Raw genomic sequence first — 14,827 nt, 5'->3', positions numbered from 1 at the left:
GGCTGAATCCAATGTTCGGAGAACGAATTGGAGGAGACAGGTCTACTATAGCGCTGAAAATGGTGCGGTGCAATACCGTAGAACTACTGTATCGCTCTCTCCTGGATGGCAAAAAATCAGCATTTCATGCTGCGGCGCACAGAAGTTCAGGCCTTGCTGCGCAGCGCCAGCGTAAACGTGCTGCCCGAGCCGTAGTCGCTGTTGAAGAACAGGGCGCCGCCGATGGCGTTGGCCAGGTTCTGGCACAGGTACAGGCCCAGTCCCGCGCCTTCCACATGGCGCGTGGAGGTCGAGTCGAGCTGCGAGAAGGCCTGGAACAGCTTGGCCTGGTCCTCCTCCTTGATGCCGGCGCCGCTGTCGGCGATGCTCATTTCCGTCACCAGCACGCCGTCTTCCTCGCGCTGGGCCAGGCTGATGCGCACCGTGCCCTGTTCCGTGAACTTGATGGCGTTGTTGAGCAGGTTGATGAGGATTTGCGTCAGCGCGCGGCGGTCCGTCTCGATGATGGCGGGCGGCTGGCCCGCTTCGCCCAGCGCCATTTCCAGCGCCAGGCCCTTTTGCTGGGCCAGCGGGCGCAGGGTGTCGGCCACTTCGGTCATCAGCTCCTGGCAGTGCACGGGTTCGATCGACAGGGTCAGTTTGCCCGCCTCGATCTTGGCCACGTCGAGGATGTCGTTGATCAAGGAGAGCAGGTGGCGCGCGCTGGCGCGGATGGTATTGAGTTGCTTGTCCTGGTCCGACGTCAGGGGGCCGGGCAGTTTCATCAGCAGAGCGCCCGTAAACCCGATGATGGCGTTGAGCGGCGTGCGCAGTTCATGCGACATGTTGGCGATGAAGGCCGATTTCATGCGGCTCGCTTCGGCCAGTTCCAGGTTTTTCAGGGCGATTTCGCGGTTGATGGTTTCCAGTTCGGCCGCATGGTGCGCCAGGCGCATGTTCAGTTCGATCACCTGGCGCTCGCGCGCCTGCAGTTCGCCGTTGACCTGCACCGCCTGTTCATACGTGGAGATCAGCAGGTCGAGGATCTGCTGGCGCTCCGCATTGATGAAATGCTTCTGGTCGCCCAGGTACAGGGCGATGCCGATTTCCACGTTCTGGTTCTTGCGCAGCTTCTGGTTCATCAGCATGTGGCTGATGCGGTTGAGCAGGTAGTCTTCCGCGTAAGGCTTGCGGATGAAATTGTCGGCGCCGCACTCGATGCCGCGGATGATGTCCTTCGGGTCGTTGAGCGAGGTGACGAGGATCACGGGGATGTCGCGCAGGGTCGGGTCGGACTTGATGGCGCGGCACAGGTCGTAGCCATTCATTTCAGGCATGACGATATCGGACAGCACCAGGTGCGGCTTGCGCTCGCGGATGGCGGCCAGGGCCAGCTGGCCATTCGCCGCCACGCGCGCATTGTAGTGCAGGGACTGGATCAGGCGGCGCAAGCGCTCCGCCTGGGTCGGGCTGTCCTCGACGATCAGGATCTCGATTTCGTCAGGCTTGATTTGGTTGTTGGAGTCCACAGACCTCTCCTAGGATTTCAGTGTGGTGATGCTGGGCGCGGTGAGCGCGCAATATCGACATCGTATGACTATATCGGATTTAGGTCTGTAAAAGTAACTTCCAAGTAACTATTTTGGCCACGCGGAATGTCGTGGCCGCCTGTCAGTTTTCGCCCTGAAACTGGCCGGCGCGATAGGTCAGCACGAGGGTGTCGCGGTGGCCGTGTTCGCCGATGGGCTGGATCGGCGTCGATTCATGGATCACGGCGGCATCGTCGAGCAGCAGCAGCGACCATGGCTCGGTCAGGGTAAAGCGCTTGCCGTTGGGACCGTCCGCTTCGAAGATGCGCGTCTCGCCGCCCTTGACCTGTTCGCGCCCGATCAGCAGCACGGCGACGAAATCGACGCCGTCGCGGTGCGCGCCTTCCGGCGTGGGGCGGCCGATGCCATCGGTCGTATCGATGCGGAACTGGTGCGCCTCGATGAACCAGGGCTGGCTGCCCTTGACCTGCGAGCAGGCGTCGCCCAGCGCGCGGATCAGCTGCTGCCAGGCCGTTTGCGCGACGATCGCCGGGTCGACCGGTTCGAACAGGCGGTGCATGCCGCCGTGCAGGGCGTTGTATTCCACCGGTTGCCAGTGCGGACGGTGCGCCGTCTGCGTCAGGCGTTCACCATCCTGCACGAAGCACGAGTGGCGCCGGCGGCGATAGCGGCCGCCATCCTTCAGGTAATTGTCCAGCGCCAGCGCATTCCAGCTCGGTTCGAGCGCGCGCAGCGCGTCGAGCGGGCAGCCGGCCAGCGCCGCCACGTCCTGCGGGCGCAGGACGGCATAGCCGTCATTGCGCAAGGCGTCCTTGAGACGGGACGGGTCGGTAAAGATCGGTGCGGAAGTGCTCATGGCGGTGCCGGCCGCAACGCGGCCTGTATCAGTTTATCCAGCCTGGCATTCTACGACTTCGCGGCGATTCCTGTGCAGTCCGATAAGAATTATTCTTGTTTACTTAGAAATTCTTTACCAGGGTCAGGCGCAGCGAGCGCGATTCCACCGGATGGAAGTGGATATCGTCCACGGGCTGCGCCTCGCCGGGCAGGCGCGAGGCATAGTAGTAATCGGTGGCCGAGTCGCGCCGGTTGGCCAGGTTGTAGCCTTCCAGCTCCACGCGCAGGGTCTTGTCGATCCGGTAGGCGATGCGCCCGTTCAAGCCCACGCTGGCGGCGGAGCGCACGCTGTTGTCTTCCACCAGGGGGCGCGGGCCGAAGTAGCGCAGGCGCAAGGCGCCCGACCACGGCCCCGGCGGCGTCACCGTTATGGCCAGCTGGGCCACGCCCTCGATGGCGCCGGGAATGAAGTCGCCCGCCGGGTCGCTGCCGCGCGAGCGTGCGCGCGCATATGCGAGGTCCAGGTCCAGCGACAGCCAGCCGGCCGCCTTGTAGTAGCTGGAAAACTCGATGCCATAGCGGCGGCTGGGGCGGCCCGCCTCCGTGGCGCCCGCGTCGCCGATGAACAGCAGCTCGGAATCGAAGTCCAGGCGGTACAGCGACAGCGACGTTTGAAGGCCGGCGATGGCGGCGCTGCGCACGCCCAGTTCCAGTCCGCGCGAACGCGCCAGGGGCGTGACCTTGCCGGCAGCCTCGCCCGTCCGCGGGTCGATCGTGATCGTCGTGCCGCGCGCGTCGTTGCTGTGAAAACCGTTGCCGATATTGAGATATGCTTCCGTCTCGCGCCACGGCCCCGCGATCACGCTCAGGCTGGGGCTGAACACATGGTCGCTGGCCGTGCCCGCATTGGCGGCGCGGTCGCTGCGCACGTCGAAGCGGTAGGCATCCGCGCGCAGGCCGGCCACGGTGCGCAGCGATCGCGTCCAGCGCGTGCTGTTTTCGGCGTACACGCCGAGACTCGATTCGACGATATGGTCTTGCCGCGTGGTCGACAGGATCTGGCGCCGGCGCGTGCGGTACAGGCCATTGTGGATATTGTCGTTCTGCAGCTGCAGGCCGATGGTGGTGTCGCTGCTGCCCCTGTCCGTGTGGCGGTGCCAGGTGTGGCTGGCGTCGAGGCCGGCCGTCACGCGCCGGTCGGGCTGAGCGAACTGGTCGCCGTTGAGCGGATCGTCCATCGCATACGTAAAATTCGAGAACAGGGCCAGTCGGTTGGCGATCACATAGGCGCTGACCCTGGACGAGATGTCGTCCGTCGTCTGGCGCCAGGCGCCCGACAGGCTGTAGCGCTGCGCCTTGCCGCCGTCGCTGGCATCGACGGCGCCGAAGCGGTCCAAGCTGCCGTCCTGCACGGCGCGCAGCGGAATCTGGTCGGTGGCGTTCCAGCTGGCGTCATACGCCATGGCCGTGACGTTGAAGCCGTTGTTGGCATAGCCTTCGCTGTAGCGCAGCACGCCATTGCGCTTGCGGTAGCGGTCCGGCTGCGTGAATGGACCATCGTTATGCTGCGCTTCGAGCGCGTACAGCAGGCTGCCGCCGCCCGCATCGATGGAGTCGGCCAGCAGCGCGCGGCGAAAGCCGTTTTGCCCGATGCCCGCGCTGGCGATGCCTTGCGTCAGGCGGTTCGCGTAAACGACGGAGGCCGCGCCGGCCGACGAAAAATCGCCTTGCGCCGCCGCATACGGCCCCTTCTTGTAATCGAGGCGCATGGCCAGTTCGGGGATCAAAAAATTCAGGTCCGTCCAGCCTTGTCCGTGGCCATGGCTGCGCTGGTTGACGGGCATCTCGTCGACGGTGGTGCGCAAGTCCGTGCCGTGATCGAGGTTGAAGCCGCGCAGGTAGAACTGGTTGGCCTTGCCTTCGCCGCTATGCTGGCTGACGATCAGCCCCGGCACGGCTTCGAGCAATTCGCCGGGCCGGTAGCTGGTGCGCGCGTCGAGCTGCTGTTGCGTGACACTGCCCGCGTTGGCCGAATCGGCCACGCCCAGCTGGTTCAGGCGCGAACCGTCGACCAGCACGCGCTGGAAGATGTCGTCGGCGTGGGCGGCGTTGGCGGAAAACAGCGCGGCGAGGAAGAGGGGAAGGGAGCGTGGCGTCATGGGGGGGGAGGGGATTATCGGATCGGCAATTCCGTGTTCTGGCGGTCGAAAATCAGCGTCTGGATGCTGCCGCTGTCCTGCACGTTGAGGGTGTTGCGCTGGCTGGGCAGAAAGTCGGTCAGCAACTGGTTATGAATGCGCGTGGCGGGGGCCAGGCGCGTGCGTTCGATCTCCTGGAAGATCACCACGTTGTCGGCGTTGACCTGCATGCCGACCCAGTTCAGGCGCAATCGCTTGCCATCCGGCCCCACGAGGTAAAACTGTTTTTCGACATAGCGGCGCAGCGCCGCTTCGCTGTCTTCCTGGCCCAGGTCGAACCGGCGCTGGTACAGATTCGTCAGCAGCGCCGCGACGTCGTGACCCGTGTAGGTGTGCACCACTTCCGTGCTGCCGCTGGCCGCGTTATAGCTGATGTCGGCGATACCCATGTGAAAATTATGGGCGCCTGCCGCCATGCTGGCGCAGGCCAGCGTGGCGGCCGCCAGCGCATGCCGGCGCTTCATGCCTCGTCGCCTTTGGCCGCGCCATTGCTCTTGCCTTTCAACGGCGGATGAAAGTCGCGCATCAGGTTCTCCTTGGCTGATTTTTCGCTCTTGAACAGGGATGATGGACCGGCTTTTGCCGGGCGCCGTCAGGGAGATGCTTTATCTGATTTTGGCCGGGAAAGCAGCGCTTTTACTCACTTTTCATCAGGCTGTCGCGCAACTGGTTCAGTTGTTGCTTCATGTCCACAACCTGCTCCACGCTGCAGTGGCTGGCCGTCAGGATGGCTTCGGGCAGCAGGGCCGCGTCGTGGCGCAGCTGGTCGCCCTGCTGCGTGAGGGAAATGATGACCTGGCGCTCGTCGCTGGCGGCGCGCGCGCGCGTCAGCAGGCCCGATTGCTCCATGCGCTTGAGCAAGGGCGTCAGGGTGGCCGAGTCCAGAAACAGGCGCTCGCCCACTTCCGACACCGTCAGGCCGTCGCGCTCCCACAACACCATCATCACCAGGTACTGCGAATAGGTCAGGCCGAGCTTGCGCAGGAGCTTGCGGTACAGCTTGTTCATGGCAAGCGAGGTCGAGTACAGCGCAAAGCACAGCTGACCGTCCAGGCGCGGCACCTGGTGCAAGGGGTTGGGGGCAGTGGTGGTATCCATGGGGACAGTATATATAGTGCGCTACTTAGTTGCAAGCGACCTCAATGCCGCCAATGCCGGCGCGTCGAGCCTGAGCGCGCCGGCCGCCACATTCTCGCGCAGATGCGCCACCGACGAGGTGCCGGGAATGACCAGTATATTCGGCGCGCGCTGCAGCAGCCAGGCCAGCGCCACCTGCATCGGCGTGGCCTGCATGGCGGCCGCCACCTGGTTCAAGGTATCGGACTGCAGCGGCGAAAAGCCGCCCAGGGGGAAGAAGGGCACATAGGCGATGCCTTGCGCAGCCAGGGTGTCGATCAGCGCATCGTCCGCGCGGTGCGCCAGATTGTAGTGGTTCTGCACGCAAACGATGGGGCTGATCGCCTGCGCTTCGGCCACCTGGCCCGCATCGACATTGGACAGGCCGATATGGCGCACCAGGCCTTCCCGCTGCAGCTGCACCAGCGCGGCCAGCGGCTCGGCAAGCGACGAGCCGTCCGGGCCGGCCATGCCCGGCGCGCGCAGGTTGACCACATCGAGCACGTCGAGGTCCAGGTTGCGCAGGTTGTCGTGCACGGCCTCGCGCAGTTGCCGTGGCGATGCGGCCGGCAGCCAGGACTGGTCGGGGCCGCGCATGAAGCCGATCTTGGTGACGATGGTCAAGCCGTCGCGGTAGGGATGCAGCGCTTCGCGGATGATCTGGTTGGTGACGTGGGGGCCGTAAAAGTCCGACGTATCGATATGGTTGACGCCCAGTTCGATGGCTACGCGCAGCACGGCAACGGCGGCGGCGCGGTCCTTTGGCGGGCCCCAGACGTGCGGGCCGGCCAGTTGCATGGCGCCGTAGCCGAGGCGCTTGAAGGCGATGTCGCAATGGGCGGGGGTGAATTGCTCGCGGGCGGGGGAATGCGTGTGCATGGCAGCTCCTGTGTGGTGGTCGAGTATGGGAGCAACTATCGTAAGGCCGATTGCGCTGTATGATAATCGGGTCAATCCGGCACAGGCTGTACTCATTTACGCACAATGAAAGCGCTCCTCATGCATGCAGACAATCCTTCCATGGCCGATTTGTCCGCCTTTGCCCTGGTGGCCCGGCACCACGGTTTTCGCCAGGCCGCGCGCGCCAGCGGCCAGTCCGCGTCCGCCATGAGCGAGGCGCTGCGGCGGCTGGAGCAGCAACTGGGTATCCGCCTGCTGGAACGCACCACGCGCAGCGTGACGCCGACGGCAGCCGGCGCGCTGTTGCTGACGCGTTTGCGTCCGGCGCTCGAGGAAGTGAGCAGCGCGCTCGACGTGCTGAACGACTTGCGCGACAGTCCGCGCGGCAGCTTGCGCCTGAACGTGCCGGTCAACGCGGCGCGCTTCTTTTTGCAGCCCATGGTCGACCAGTTCCTGCATGCCTATCCGCAGATCAGGGTCGAGCTGGTGGTCGATAATAATTTTGTCGATGTCGTCGCCAGTGGCTGTGACGCCGGCATCCGCTATGGCGAGCGGCTGGAGCAGGACATGATCGCCATCCCGATCGGCCCGCGCACGCAGCGCTTCGCGGTGGCGGGCGCACCGTCCTACCTGGCGCGGCGCGGCGTGCCCGTGCATCCGCGCGAGCTGCTGCAGCACGCCTGTCTGGTGGGGAAATTCCTCAGCGGCGCGATTCCTCCATGGGAGTTCGAGCGCGATGGACAAAAGGTGAGCGTGGAGCCGGACGGCCCCGTGATCGTCACGCCGACGGCGGCCGACTTTGCGGTCAGCATGGCCATCGCCGGCCATGGGCTGGTGTATCTGTTCGAGGAGTGGCTGCAGCCGCATATCGATGCGGGCCAGCTGCAATCCGTGCTGCAGGACTGGGCCATGCCCTTTCCCGGCCCGTTTTTATACTACGCGGGCCGGCGCCACCTGCCGGCCCCGCTGCGCGCCTTCATCGATTTCGTGCAGGCCAATTTTGCGCAGCATCCGCAGCTTCCCTAAGCGGCCGCATAGCGCGCGCGCAGCAGTTCGAGCATGGCGACATTCTGTTCCCACGCGTCGCTCACGGGCTGCTGCGTGTAGGGCAGCGTTTGCGAGTACGGCGCGGGGCCGAATTCCGGCGTGAACGTCATGCGCTCGGCGCCGGCCGCGCGGCGCAGCGCAACGATGGCATCCCACCAGGCCAGGTGGGCGTCGAGCGCCGGCTTGGCTTCCGGTGCGCGCAAGTCGGCTACCTGCGGACCCTGCGCATGGCCCACGCGCGCATGCACGTGGCGCACCAGCGGCAGTACTTGCGCCAGCGTGTGGGGCTGGTCTTCCAGCAGCGATTCGCAGGCGCAGCACCAGTGCGACAGGTCTGCCGTCAAGGGCAAATCCGGATACTGCTGCAGATACGGCAGCAGCAGCAGCGGGTGGCCGGAAAAGCGGCTGCGGTGGATTTCATGCACGATGGGCACGCCGTGCTTTTCCGAGATGGCGGCGGCCAGGTCGATCAATGCCGCGTTCTGCGCCGGGGTATAGTAATCCTTGCCCGTGTGGGTGTTGACCAGCACGGGGCGCGCCAGGCAGGCGTTTTCCAGCAGTTCCGCCAGGGCGGCGCGGTGCAGTGCGAAGTCGCTGTGGAACACGGTTTCCCATTGCGCGGCGATCAGGTCCAGGCCCGCATCGGCGATGCGCCCCGTCCACTCCTCGCGCAGGGCGGCGTCCAGCGGCAGCGACATCTCGATGCCGTCGAAGCCGGCCGCCAGTACCCTGTCGATGAAGACCTCGGGCGGCAGGTCGTTATTGCCCCAGTGGGCGGCATAGACATCGATGCGCATCAGACGAAGCCCCGCACGGGGAAGGCCGCATCGCGCTGTATCCAGTTGTGCGCCGCATATTCCGTCTGGCCGTCGGTGGCGTGCAAGGTGTAGGCGTGGCGCGAGACGGGCGAGCGGTTCGGCGCGCTGTAGTGGGGCAGCAAGCCGTGGAAGCAGACGAGGGCGCCCGCCTTCACTTCCAACGGCACGGCCGTGCTGTCGTCGGGCCAGGGCATGGCATCGAGCTTTTCCACTCTTACCTGGTCGCCGTTGCGGATGAAGCGTTCGCGCAGAGGGCCGCGGTGGCCGCCCGGTTCCGCCCACAGGCAGCCGTTGTCCAGCGTGGCGTCTTCCAGCGCGAACCAGAACGTGGTCACGCTGATCGGCGTGGTCTCGAAATACGTGGCGTCCTGATGCCAGCGCACTTCGCCGCCGATGCCGGGCTGTTTAAATATGTACATCGATTGCCATACCTGCGCGTCCATCAGGCCCAGGTCGCGCGCGACTTCGGCCAGTTTCCGGTCGGCCGAAAAAGCGCGGAAGACGGGGTCCAGGTCGTGCATGGCGTGGCCGATCTTGTTGATCGACAGGGACTTCGCCTGTTTTAACTGGCCGTCCGGGCCGAACGCCTCTTCCTCGAAGAAGCAGCGGATGGTGTTGTCGGAAGCGAGAAAATAATCGTTGGTGTTCTTCGCCTGGTCGCGCGTGGTGAAGATCGACTGGCTGACGCTGGGGTCGAATTCGTTGACAATCTGCTCGGCGCGCGCGCGCAGGGCGGCGATTTGATCCGCGTCCTTGAAATCGGGCAGGATGATGTAGCCGTCGCGTTGGTATTGTTCTTGTTGTTCGATCGTTAGCATGGCGGCGGCTCCGGAGATTGGTGGAAAACGCCATTGTAGGATGGGGACACTGCGCAAACAATCGCCCTGCGGTTGACAGATTGTCGCCAAAACGCAGACAATCTTTGACATGGATCAACTAAAAGCGATGGAAATCTTTGTCGAAGTGGCGCGCCAGCGCAGCTTTACGGTGGCCGGGCAGCGCCTGGGTTTGACACGTGCCATGGTCAGCAAGACCATCATGCAGCTGGAAGAGCGCCTGAATGCGCGCCTCCTGCACCGCTCCACGCGCGAAGTGAGTTTGACGGACGCGGGCCGCGCCTACCTGGCGCCGTGCATGGCCACTGTCAGCCAGGCGCAGGAAGCGGCGCGTATGGTGGCGCACGTGGCGCAGGCGGGAGCGGGGGCGGAGCTGGCCGGGCCGCTGCGCATCCAGGCGCCATCGAGCTTCGGCAGCGCGTGGCTGGCCGATGCCGTCGCCCGTTTCAGTTTGCTGCACCCGCAGGTGCGGGCCGAACTGTTTGTCGACGATGCGCTGCTCGACCCGATACGCCACGGCTTTGACTTGACGATACGCGTGGGCGGCATCCCGGACAGCAGCGCGCTGGCCATGCGGCCTTTGGCGCCGTGCCGCGCCGTGCTGTGCGCCAGTCCCGCCTACCTGGCGCAATGGGGCGTGCCGCAGGTGCCGCAAGATCTGTTGCAGCACCAGTGCCTGCATTTCAGCCACCTGACCGATGGCACGAACTGGCATTTCCAGCGTGGGGAAGGCGATAAGCAAGAGGAGGTGAGCGTGCGCGTGCAGGCGGGGTTGACGGCGAATAACGGGCTGGTGCTGCACCAGGCGGCGCAGCGCGGGCTCGGCATCGTCTACAGCACCACGTTTCTCGCCTGGCGCAATCTGCTCGATGGCAGCCTGCTGCCCGTGCTGTCCGGCTGGGACCTGCCCCTGAATCACTTGAGCGCCCTGTATCCGGCCAGCCGGCAAATGTCGCCGAAGGTGCGCGCGCTGATCGATTTCCTGGTGGCCGAATACCAGCCCGTGCCGCCGTGGGACCGCGAGCTGGCGGCGGCCGGATTTTTCAGCTGACGGTCAATTGAACGCGACGGGTTCCACCGTCCACGCGCCATCGGCATACACGCGCTCGTCATCAAGGTAGACGGCTTCGGTGACGGCGAAGATGTCGACGTGATAGCGCGCATCCTTGCGCTTGAATTGCGGTTTTGTATACACGCCGTGCTTGGCGCCCAGCGACAGATGGATGCCGCACATGCGCTCATACGTGCCGATGTCGTTGACCAGCTGTTCGCGCGAAAAGGCGCGGTTCATGCCGAAGCCCAGTTCGCGCACCCACACTTCGCCTTCATGCGCGCGGATGATTTCCAGCATGGCGGTAAATTCCGGCGTGGCGTGCTCCGTGCCCGTGACTCTGCCTTTGTCGATGATCAGGGTGATCGGCGTGTCGGGACGGTTGACCATGAAGTGCGTGTCGCCGAAGACGAAGATGCGCACGCGCCCGTTCACCGCTTCCAGGTCCTGCGCTTCCGTAAACACTTCGCCCAGAGGGAACTGGCCGCCGATATTGTTCATGCCGCTGTAGTCGCCGATATTGAGCTTGGCCGATTCGAACGGGGAAGCGAAGACCAGCTGCTCGCCGCCGCTCTCGACCATGCCATGGCGGGCGCCGTCGATGCGCGCCTTCAGTGCATGGCCGACGCCGCGGTAGTAGGCGGGATCGTAGGCCAGCGAGGCGATGTAGTGCAGCCCCTGCACGCCGGGCATGCGCGACAGGTGCACGTGCTCGATCACTTTCAGGCCACGCTTGAACAGTTCGATGCGGATGCGGAACGCTTCCAGGCGGAAGCTGGTCGACTGGATCAGCACGACGAGGCTGCCGGCCGGCAGGTCGGCAAACGCGGCCAGTACGGCCTCGGGCGTGACGTCGTCGAAATCGATGAAGGTGGCGTCCGGCAAGGCCTGGCGGTACGCTTCCGTCAGCACCACGTTGAGCCAGCTGCGCTTGTCGCAGACGATCAGGGACGGTTCGTCGGGGCGGTGGCGGATGGCCATGGCCAGCAGGTCGGCCACGTTTTGCGCGGCCACTTCGGTGGCGGCGGCGCTGATGGCGTCGAGCCGGCTGGTGTCATTCTCGGGAAGCGTCATGGTGCGAAGGTGGGGGCGTGAAGTAATCGCAGCATTATAAGGCGATTGCCTCGGCCGTCACCATTCCCCATCCGGCGGAGGACAGGCGGCTGCCGTGCCCCTGATTATCTTGTGCAGTGCTTTCCGGCAATGTATTATTTGAAAAATGGTATGAATCGGTATGACAGGGCATGGCAGCGAGCCTGGAAGCGGCCTGGCGCAGCGGCAAAGGCGCGCATGTGCACGGTGGCATGCTTTCAGTGAAGCAGGGACAACAAGCCAACAGGCGAAGACTAAGAGTGTGATGTGATGAGCATAATCGGACAAGATATTCCCATGGAGCGGCCGGATGCGGATGGCCGTGCTGCCGTGTTCGTACCAGTCACAGGCGTCAAGGAAGATGTCCTGTTGACCATACGCAAAGGTGCGGCCATCGTCGGCTTTGCCAACCACGACCGCACCATTACCGTGTATTTTGAAAGCAACCGCTTTGACGACCCCGCGCTGGCCAAGTGGGAGCACAAGGCGCGCAAGGCCTACGACCGCCTGGTCGACAATGCGCCCACCGTGTCGAAGCTGACCACCAATCCCGCTTATTTCGAGCAGATCGGCTATATCAATGGCAAGGGCATCACCATTCGCCGCATGGAAAGCCTGCAGCGCTGGCTTGCGTATTCGGATGCGATGGATACGTGCCCGACAACGGATATCATTCCGCGCACGGTGATTGCCAAGGCCGACGCGGTCAAGGTGTAAGAGCGGCTGATAAAACGCCCAAGGCGTTGTTGCCTGCCTCTCGCTGTACTGACGTACTGTCTTCGAGGCGGCGCTTGGCCCTGCATGCTTGCGCGGCCACTGTCGCGTGGGCTTGGAGTCAACAATGTGTCGGATTACGCGGGGCGTTGCCCCGCTAATCCCACCTACGCGACCTACGCCTGACATCGCCTCTTGCGTCTCGCTCCTTGTTACACCACGACGATATTCGCCTGCGCCTTGAGCGGGCAGGGCAGGGTATCGTCGAAGGTGATCTCGATGGCGCTGGCGACGAACATGCCGCCGATGTGCTGGGCGGCGATTTCGGGCGGCGTGCCCGGCTTGGTCAGGTTGACGTCCTGGGCAAAGACGAAGACTCTCCAGGTGCCGTAGACTTTTTGATCATATTGCAGCAGGGTGCGGTAAGCGCGCTTCAAGTCCAGGCTGCCTGCATAGACGCCGTCGTTGGCGCCTGGGTCGAAGCCCAGGCCGTCATCGGTCAGCGATGCCACGAAATACAGGCCCTGCGGCGCCTGGAACAGTACGAACGCATACAGCTCCGTGCCGCGGAATACATTGCCGTTGTCGCGCTTGAAGCTGGCGCGTATCCACAACGGTTCGTAGGCTTGCACGACGGCGGGCGTATCCGTTTCCACCGGTCCCGCCAGGTGGATGTTGACTTGCGTTTCGGTAACCGCATGCTGGTAGGTGGCGCCTGTGGTGAAACGATCATACTCCCAGCTGATGTCGGCCGTATAGGGCAGGCCCGCATTCGGCGCTTCCGGCAACACCCACTGCGCCACCACGCGCTCGGCCAGGGTCAGTTCGCCGGCGGCCGGTGGTGTTGCTTCCTGACCACGCCAGAACGGGTCGGCGATATCGGAGCAGGCGACGGCGATGGCGCCCGAAGCGATGGCCGAGGCCACGCCCGCCACCGTAAACTCGGGCTGGCCGGAGCCGGCCCCTTCCAGCGAACAGCAATGCACGTCGGGTTCCGTTTCTTCAAAGCTGCCGCCCACGCTGAAGCTGGCCTTGCCGGAGCCAAGCGCGGCGGCAATGATGGCCACCAGCGCGGCGATGATGGCGATGATGATGGCGAGAACCTTCCACCACGGGTCGGAAAACGGCAGCTCGCCATGCGTGCCCGCGTAGGCGGGGTTCGGCGTCCAGACGAGGGTCATGCCGGTCGGTACGATGGGCCCCAGGCCGGGCGGGCAGCGGCACTCCTTCCCATCCGTGCCCGTGCTGCCCCAGCGCTTGCCCGGCAGATGGCCCTGCGGCTTGGACAGTTCCAGCGTGCCTTCCTCGACCGTACACGTGTAGGTGTTGGTCGTGCTGTCGAAGCGCGTCTGCGACACGAAGATTTGCTGGATCGAACGGTGCGGCGTGTAGCCGTCCGCCTTGGCGACAAAGCTGACCAGGCGCTTGCCGGGCGCCGCATGCTGGAAGTCGGCATCCCACATGACGAGCATGGCCGCGCCGGCGGGAATGCTGGCAAAGAAAAAGGTGCGCGCCACGGGCACGATACCGGGGTCGCCCACGCTTTCCAGGTACACCGTGACATTTGTCAGGGCGCTGCCGGACATATTGGTGACGTGGGCGGCAATGCGCAAGCCATAGATGGCATTGTCGAAGATGCCATCGGGCAGCATGATATTGGTGACGGGCTCGATCGCGAACGGCCGCGTCAGCACCTGCAGGGGTGTGTCGCTCATGATGCTTGCTCCTCGGGGCTTTGCTGTTCTTGCGCCTGCTCTTTCTCCAGATCGATAACGACATACGTGACGCCGCCCAGCAGCTTGCCATCCTGGGTTTCCAGCACGCGCAGCAGCGCATACTGGCGTGGCGGCAAGGCTTCGGCGCGCACGCTCAGATACACGGCCTGCGCCTGGCCGCGCGGCACTTCCAGCAGCAGTTTTTGCTCGCCGGGCGCGTCGCCATTGCAATGGGGCGTACGCGCCAGGCCTGCGACCAGCTGTGCGTCCCTGGCCGGCTGCCATCGCTCAAGCCCGAGGGTGGCCAGCAGGCGCTCCGGCAGCTCGCCGCCATACTCCAGTTGCAGTTCCACTTTTTTCGTCTCGCGGGGCAGGGCCGCCACCGCGATGGCCAGCAATTGCGCACGCCTGGCCGCCAGCACCACGTTGACATTGCGCTGGGCAATCTGCTCGTGCTGCTTGGGCTGGAAAGGGAAGCCGTTGGGCAGCGGGTCGGGCAGCGGGTTGACGTCGCCAGACCCGTGGGCCACGGCCAGCAGGCATTCGTGGCCGCCATTGACGATGACGGGGACCCATGGCACCAGGCACAGCACTTCCTGCGTGGCGCCCGGCGGCAAGTCGGCAAACGCGGAGCCGATCTGCGTGGCGGCGCCGACGGCGATCTGGCCGGAAGGGTCGGCCCAGTAAAAATCCACGCGCACGCCGTTCGAGGCGCTGTTGCCCGTGTTGTGCACGCGGCCCCACAGGTAATTGCTGGTGCCGGCAATGGGGGCGCCGGGCGGGCCATTCGGATCATTGCCGGGCACGACCCAGATATCGGCGCTGTCCCACCAGGGCTGGCCGTCTTCGATGATCAGGTGGGCTGACATGGCGTTCTCCTTGTCCTTGGCCTGTGCTTGTAGCTTAGGCCGCGGCGGCGGAGGCTTTTTGATCGGTATCAAGGCCGTGGAACACGGGGCCGGTGCGCCGTTGCC

14 protein-coding genes are annotated in these 14,827 nt (G+C 64.6%); 3 read left to right on the top strand and 11 right to left on the bottom strand.

Annotated features, from left to right (window positions below; all coding sequences use genetic code 11):
• Positions 1-146: 146 nt before the first annotated feature.
• From CBW66_RS19580 to CBW66_RS19555, 6 genes are all read right to left on the bottom strand, one after another.
• Entirely contained in the window at positions 147-1,508 is a 1,362-nt protein-coding gene (locus CBW66_RS19580) for a hybrid sensor histidine kinase/response regulator (RefSeq protein WP_086138967.1), read from the bottom strand.
• 142 nt (positions 1,509-1,650) lie between these two features.
• On the bottom strand, positions 1,651-2,385 hold the full coding sequence (locus tag CBW66_RS19575) for a 2OG-Fe dioxygenase family protein (RefSeq protein WP_086138966.1): 735 nt from the start codon (positions 2,383-2,385) through the stop codon (positions 1,651-1,653).
• A 103-nt stretch (positions 2,386-2,488) separates the two neighbouring features.
• Complete coding sequence (locus CBW66_RS19570) at positions 2,489-4,525, bottom strand: TonB-dependent receptor (RefSeq protein WP_086138965.1); 2,037 nt, start codon at positions 4,523-4,525, stop codon at positions 2,489-2,491.
• A 14-nt stretch (positions 4,526-4,539) separates the two neighbouring features.
• The gene (locus CBW66_RS19565; RefSeq protein ID WP_086138964.1) at positions 4,540-5,028 is read right to left on the bottom strand and encodes a DUF6702 family protein; all 489 of its coding nucleotides are present in this window, start codon (positions 5,026-5,028) and stop codon (positions 4,540-4,542) included.
• 172 nt (positions 5,029-5,200) lie between these two features.
• The gene (locus CBW66_RS19560; RefSeq protein WP_086138963.1) at positions 5,201-5,662 is read right to left on the bottom strand and encodes a MarR family winged helix-turn-helix transcriptional regulator; all 462 of its coding nucleotides are present in this window, start codon (positions 5,660-5,662) and stop codon (positions 5,201-5,203) included.
• A 21-nt stretch (positions 5,663-5,683) separates the two neighbouring features.
• Positions 5,684-6,559 carry an oxidoreductase gene (locus CBW66_RS19555; RefSeq protein WP_086138962.1) on the bottom strand — a complete coding sequence of 292 codons (876 nt, stop codon included), beginning with the start codon at positions 6,557-6,559 and terminating at the stop codon, positions 5,684-5,686.
• Between the two features lie 120 nt (positions 6,560-6,679).
• Between CBW66_RS19555 and CBW66_RS19550 the strand changes: the two genes are divergently transcribed.
• Positions 6,680-7,606: a LysR family transcriptional regulator gene (locus CBW66_RS19550; RefSeq protein WP_086138961.1), complete on the top strand. Its 927-nt coding sequence runs from the start codon at positions 6,680-6,682 to the stop codon at positions 7,604-7,606.
• Here CBW66_RS19550 and CBW66_RS19545 read toward each other — a convergent pair.
• Entirely contained in the window at positions 7,603-8,424 is an 822-nt protein-coding gene (locus CBW66_RS19545; protein ID WP_086138960.1) for a xylose isomerase, read from the bottom strand. The two genes, CBW66_RS19550 and CBW66_RS19545, sit on opposite strands and share 4 nt — an antisense overlap.
• Positions 8,424-9,263: a phytanoyl-CoA dioxygenase family protein gene (locus CBW66_RS19540; protein ID WP_086138959.1), complete on the bottom strand. Its 840-nt coding sequence runs from the start codon at positions 9,261-9,263 to the stop codon at positions 8,424-8,426. Before CBW66_RS19540 ends, CBW66_RS19545 begins: the two co-directional genes overlap by 1 nt.
• 109 nt (positions 9,264-9,372) lie before the next feature.
• On the opposite strand from CBW66_RS19540, the gene CBW66_RS19535 reads away from it, so the two are divergent.
• Positions 9,373-10,332: a LysR family transcriptional regulator gene (locus CBW66_RS19535; protein ID WP_230492050.1), complete on the top strand. Its 960-nt coding sequence runs from the start codon at positions 9,373-9,375 to the stop codon at positions 10,330-10,332.
• Positions 10,333-10,335: 3 nt separating this feature from the next.
• Here the strand turns inward: CBW66_RS19535 and CBW66_RS19530 are convergent, their stop codons facing one another.
• Positions 10,336-11,406: a hypothetical protein gene (locus tag CBW66_RS19530; RefSeq protein ID WP_086138957.1), complete on the bottom strand. Its 1,071-nt coding sequence runs from the start codon at positions 11,404-11,406 to the stop codon at positions 10,336-10,338.
• Between the two features lie 387 nt (positions 11,407-11,793).
• Between CBW66_RS19530 and CBW66_RS19525 the strand changes: the two genes are divergently transcribed.
• The gene (locus CBW66_RS19525; protein WP_329957609.1) at positions 11,794-12,141 is read left to right on the top strand and encodes a hypothetical protein; all 348 of its coding nucleotides are present in this window, start codon (positions 11,794-11,796) and stop codon (positions 12,139-12,141) included.
• Positions 12,142-12,350: 209 nt separating this feature from the next.
• Here CBW66_RS19525 and CBW66_RS19520 read toward each other — a convergent pair whose 3' ends face one another.
• Together CBW66_RS19520 and CBW66_RS19515 are read right to left on the bottom strand one after the other, a co-directional pair.
• Complete coding sequence (locus CBW66_RS19520; protein WP_086138955.1) at positions 12,351-13,853, bottom strand: hypothetical protein; 1,503 nt, start codon at positions 13,851-13,853, stop codon at positions 12,351-12,353.
• Positions 13,850-14,722: a hypothetical protein gene (locus tag CBW66_RS19515; protein ID WP_086138954.1), complete on the bottom strand. Its 873-nt coding sequence runs from the start codon at positions 14,720-14,722 to the stop codon at positions 13,850-13,852. The genes CBW66_RS19520 and CBW66_RS19515 overlap by 4 nt, the downstream gene beginning before the upstream one ends.
• Positions 14,723-14,827 lie beyond the last annotated feature (105 nt).

Source organism: Janthinobacterium sp. GW456P, from assembly GCF_002127655.1.
Taxonomy (GTDB): domain Bacteria; phylum Pseudomonadota; class Gammaproteobacteria; order Burkholderiales; family Burkholderiaceae_D; genus Janthinobacterium.
This window is presented reverse-complemented; position numbering and strand designations above follow the sequence as displayed.

Bases quoted from the DNA above. Each gene is read 5' to 3' on its own strand.
- CBW66_RS19515 (WP_086138954.1), bottom strand. From the start codon at position 14,722: ATGTCAGCCCACCTGATCATCGAAGACGGCCAGCCCTGGTGGGACAGC.
- CBW66_RS19545 (WP_086138960.1), bottom strand. From the start codon at position 8,424: ATGCGCATCGATGTCTATGCCGCCCACTGGGGCAATAACGACCTGCCG.
- CBW66_RS19520 (WP_086138955.1), bottom strand. From the start codon at position 13,853: ATGAGCGACACACCCCTGCAGGTGCTGACGCGGCCGTTCGCGATCGAG.
- CBW66_RS19550 (WP_086138961.1), top strand. From the start codon at position 6,680: ATGCATGCAGACAATCCTTCCATGGCCGATTTGTCCGCCTTTGCCCTG.
- CBW66_RS19560 (WP_086138963.1), bottom strand. From the start codon at position 5,662: ATGGATACCACCACTGCCCCCAACCCCTTGCACCAGGTGCCGCGCCTG.
- CBW66_RS19540 (WP_086138959.1), bottom strand. From the start codon at position 9,263: ATGCTAACGATCGAACAACAAGAACAATACCAACGCGACGGCTACATC.
- CBW66_RS19570 (WP_086138965.1), bottom strand. From the start codon at position 4,525: ATGACGCCACGCTCCCTTCCCCTCTTCCTCGCCGCGCTGTTTTCCGCC.
- CBW66_RS19565 (WP_086138964.1), bottom strand. From the start codon at position 5,028: ATGAAGCGCCGGCATGCGCTGGCGGCCGCCACGCTGGCCTGCGCCAGC.
- CBW66_RS19555 (WP_086138962.1), bottom strand. From the start codon at position 6,559: ATGCACACGCATTCCCCCGCCCGCGAGCAATTCACCCCCGCCCATTGC.
- CBW66_RS19530 (WP_086138957.1), bottom strand. From the start codon at position 11,406: ATGACGCTTCCCGAGAATGACACCAGCCGGCTCGACGCCATCAGCGCC.
- CBW66_RS19575 (WP_086138966.1), bottom strand. From the start codon at position 2,385: ATGAGCACTTCCGCACCGATCTTTACCGACCCGTCCCGTCTCAAGGAC.
- CBW66_RS19535 (WP_230492050.1), top strand. From the start codon at position 9,373: ATGGATCAACTAAAAGCGATGGAAATCTTTGTCGAAGTGGCGCGCCAG.